The organism is uncultured Campylobacter sp. (assembly GCF_937997595.1).
In the GTDB taxonomy this organism is placed as follows: domain Bacteria; phylum Campylobacterota; class Campylobacteria; order Campylobacterales; family Campylobacteraceae; genus Campylobacter_B.
On the sequence record NZ_CALKTS010000100.1, the window covers coordinates 1 to 3417 of the forward strand.

A 3417-nucleotide genomic window follows, 5' to 3' on the forward strand; every position below is an offset into this window, starting at 1 on the left:
AAAGCTCTGGGGCGAGTTTTTGGACGTGGTTTTGAGCCGCAAAAATCCCGGCTTTTGTAATATGGATCGCATAATCGGCGCGATCGAGCGCTATAATATCAGAGAAATCGCTAATAAAATGGGCTTTGAGCCGGACGAGCTCGCTGAGATTTTGAAATCAAACGGCATCAAGCTTGTAAGCGCAGATCAAGGCCTGCGCGAGCTTGCGAAGTTTAACGACGAAAAAATTTTCTTTATCTTGGTGCTTTTAATCGAGGCAAAATTCGGCAAAGCGGGTGGATGTAAGGTCTAAATTTTAAAAGGCTAATAGCCGGCGTTTGCGATCGCTTCGGCTTGAGAGTGCGCGATGAGCGGATCGATGATCTCGTCGAACAAGCCCCCTGCCATTATCGCGTCCAGGCGGTAGAGCGTTAAATTTATGCGGTGGTCGCTGATGCGGTTTTGCGGGTAGTTGTAGGTACGAATTCGCCCCGAGCGGTCGCCTGTACCTACCTGATCCTTGCGATCTTTGCGCTCTTTTTCTAAGCGCTCCTGCTCCTGCATATCGTAAAGGCGCGCCTTTAGCACCTTCATCGCTGCCTCTTTGTTTTTGTGCTGATCCTTGCCGTCTTGGTTGGTAACGACTAAACCGGTCGGGATGTGAGTGATGCGAACGGCGCTATCGGTGGTATTTACGGACTGCCCGCCGTGGCCGGAGCTGCGCATAACGTCGATGCGAAGGTCGTTTGGGTTGATCTGTATCTCGCTATCCTCGATCTCGGGCATCACGGCGACGGTGATTGCGGAGGTATGCACCCTACCCTGGCTCTCCGTTTCGGGGACGCGCTGCACGCGGTGGGTGCCGCCTTCAAATTTTAGCCGCGAATACGCTCCCGCGCCCTTTACGAGCAAGATCGCCTCTTTGTAGCCGCCGACGCTGCCTTCGCTAGTGCTTACGATCTCGCATTTGTATCCGCGAAGATCGGCGTAGCGCAGATACGCGCCAAGTAGATCGCCCGCGAACAGCGCCGCTTCGTCGCCGCCTGTACCGGCGCGGATCTCTAAAAAGATATTTTTATCGTCGTTGGGATCTTTCGGAAGCAGTAAAATTTTGATTTTTTCTTCGAGCTGCGGCTTTTCGCTCTCTAAGCTTTTAAGCTCCTCTTTGGCTAGCTCGCCGAGATCGGCATCGCTTAGCAGGGCTTTGTTTTCTTCGATCTGATTTAAAATTTTAAGATACTCGCTAGCCGCCTCTTTGATCGGCTCGATATTGCGCTGCTCCTTAGATAACGCCGTCATATTAGCGATATCTGCGGTAACTGCGGGATCGCTAAGCATGCGCGAAAGCTCGTCATAGCGATCCAAAAAAGGCTTTAGTTTATCGGCTAGCATTTAAATTTTATGCGTAAGTAGCGCTTACGCGGCGGTTTTTAAAGAATTTACGAGTTTGGCTAGGCGGCTTACTTTTCTGCTCGCGGTCTGTTTTTTCAAAAAGCCCCTGCTTACGAAGCTGTGGAAGCTTTCATTAGCCGTTTTTAGAGCCTGAGTCGCTGCGTCTAGATCCTTGCTCTCGACCGCCTCTCTTACGGCTTTTGTAATATTTTTTACTCTGGTGCGATAAAATCTATTTCGCTCCGTTCTTTTTATGGTTTGTCTCGCGCGTTTTTCGGCGGATTTGTGATTTGCCATAACGTTCCTTTTCGGTTAAATTTGAACCTGCGATTATACGTAAAAAATATTTAATCGACGCTTAATTTAAGTAAAATTTAAATATAGTTTAAATTTATTAAGATTAAACTTTTTCTGGTAGAATTTCCTGATTTTTATACAAGGATTTGATAATGAAACTTTTCGGGACGGACGGCGTACGGGGCAAAGCAGGGGAATTTCTAACCGCCGAGCTTGCAATGCGCGTAGCGATGGCAGCGGGAATTTATTTTAGGAAAAATTCCGTTACGAATATGATTTTAGTCGGCAAAGATACCCGCAGAAGTGGCTATATGATAGAAACAGCGATCGTAGCAGGCCTTACCTCGGTGGGCTACAACGTCCGCCAGATCGGACCGATGCCTACTCCTGCGATTGCCTTTCTTACGGAGGATATGCGCTGCGACGCGGGCATCATGATAAGCGCGAGCCACAATCCATACTACGACAACGGCATTAAATTTTTCAACAGCGAGGGCTTTAAACTCGATGAAAAAGAGGAAGCGCAGATCGAAAAAATTTACTTCAGCGACGAACTCATCGCCGAGGCGCGCACCAAAATGATGCAAATCGGCGCCGCAAAGCGCGTGGACGACGTCATCGGCAGATACATCGTGCATATTAAAAATTCCTTTCCGAAGCAAAAGACACTGCACGGGCTTCGCGTGGTACTTGATTGCGCAAACGGAGCAAGCTACAAGGTCGCACCTACCGTATTTAACGAGCTGGGAGCCGAAACGATCGTCATCGGCGACGAACCTAACGGCAAAAATATTAATGATGCTTGCGGCGCACTAAGCCCGCAAAATTTAGCCTCGGAGGTCAAAAGATTACGCGCCGATGTCGGCTTTGCCTTCGACGGGGATGCCGATAGGCTCGTAGTCGTGGACGAAAACGGCGAGATCATCCACGGCGACGCGCTACTTGGAATTTTAGCAGTCTATTTGAAAGGAAAAAATCGCTTAGCAGGCAATAAAATGGTAGCCACAGTGATGAGTAATTCTGCGCTGGAGGATTTTTTAGCTAAACACGACATCGCGCTTCATCGCTGCAATGTAGGCGATAAATTTGTACTTGAGACGATGCACGAACTAGGCGCAAATTTCGGCGGCGAGCAGAGCGGGCACGTGATCTTTGGCGATTACGCCAAAACGGGCGACGGCATCGCAAGCGCGCTACAATTCGCCGCCTGCATGCTGGATATGAAAAAGAAGGCAAGCGAATTTTCGGGGATGATTAAGCCCTATCCACAAATTTTAAAGAATTTAAAAATTTCGGATAAAAAACCGCTTGAAAAATTAAAAGGGCTAAAGGAGCTTGAAGCAAGCCTTAAAGCGGACAAGATCCGCTCGCTCTTTCGCTACTCCGGCACCGAAAACGTTATCCGCCTCTTAATCGAGGGTAAAAACGAAAAGCTGCTGCAAAAGCGAATGGACGAGGTCGAGAAATTCTTTACCAAAGCCCTAAATGAGTAGCGTTGCGGTGAAATTTTACGGCGCGACAAGCTCATGGCTCGGTACAAAAGGCGCGGATAAAAGATGCAGGCTTTACATATTTAAATTTAGGCTGCGAGATGGCTAAGACCTGTATTAAATTTATCCTGCTTTTTGCGGTGATCTTTGCGATCGATCAAGCGATCAAACTTCTGTTTTTAAACGGCTTTTCGTGGCAGGGGGAGTTTTTTTCGCTAGAGCTTACGCTTAATCGCGGCGTTGCGTTTTCGATGTTTGC

At 48.3% G+C, this 3417-nt stretch carries 4 protein-coding genes and 1 pseudogene; 3 read left to right on the top strand and 2 right to left on the bottom strand.

The annotated features are described in order from the left end of the window. Nucleotides 1-292 (top strand): annotated as a pseudogene (locus Q0614_RS03575) (chemotaxis protein); the annotation flags it as partial. 11 nt (nucleotides 293-303) lie between these two features. On the opposite strand, the gene prfA reads toward Q0614_RS03575, so the two are convergent. Further along, nucleotides 304-1371 (bottom strand): peptide chain release factor 1, encoded by a 1068-nt coding sequence (gene prfA / locus Q0614_RS03580; protein ID WP_291938898.1) that lies wholly within the window; start codon nucleotides 1369-1371, stop codon nucleotides 304-306. 24 nt (nucleotides 1372-1395) lie between these two features. Continuing rightward, nucleotides 1396-1668 carry a 30S ribosomal protein S20 gene (gene rpsT / locus Q0614_RS03585; protein ID WP_291938896.1) on the bottom strand — a complete coding sequence of 91 codons (273 nt, stop codon included), beginning with the start codon at nucleotides 1666-1668 and terminating at the stop codon, nucleotides 1396-1398. A 152-nt stretch (nucleotides 1669-1820) separates the two neighbouring features. On the opposite strand from rpsT, the gene glmM reads away from it, so the two are divergent. Both glmM and Q0614_RS03595 read left to right on the top strand, forming a co-directional pair. Then, nucleotides 1821-3161, top strand: a complete 1341-nt coding sequence (gene glmM, locus Q0614_RS03590) for a phosphoglucosamine mutase (RefSeq protein WP_298786592.1) — start codon at nucleotides 1821-1823, stop codon at nucleotides 3159-3161. A gap of 98 nt (nucleotides 3162-3259) precedes the next feature. Further along, on the top strand, nucleotides 3260-3417 hold a 158-nt coding region (locus Q0614_RS03595), incomplete at its 3' end, for a signal peptidase II (RefSeq protein WP_366125038.1).

Bases quoted from the DNA above. Each gene is read 5' to 3' on its own strand.
- prfA (WP_291938898.1), bottom strand. From the start codon at position 1,371: ATGCTAGCCGATAAACTAAAGCCTTTTTTGGATCGCTATGACGAGCTT.
- rpsT (WP_291938896.1), bottom strand. From the start codon at position 1,668: ATGGCAAATCACAAATCCGCCGAAAAACGCGCGAGACAAACCATAAAA.
- glmM (WP_298786592.1), top strand. From the start codon at position 1,821: ATGAAACTTTTCGGGACGGACGGCGTACGGGGCAAAGCAGGGGAATTT.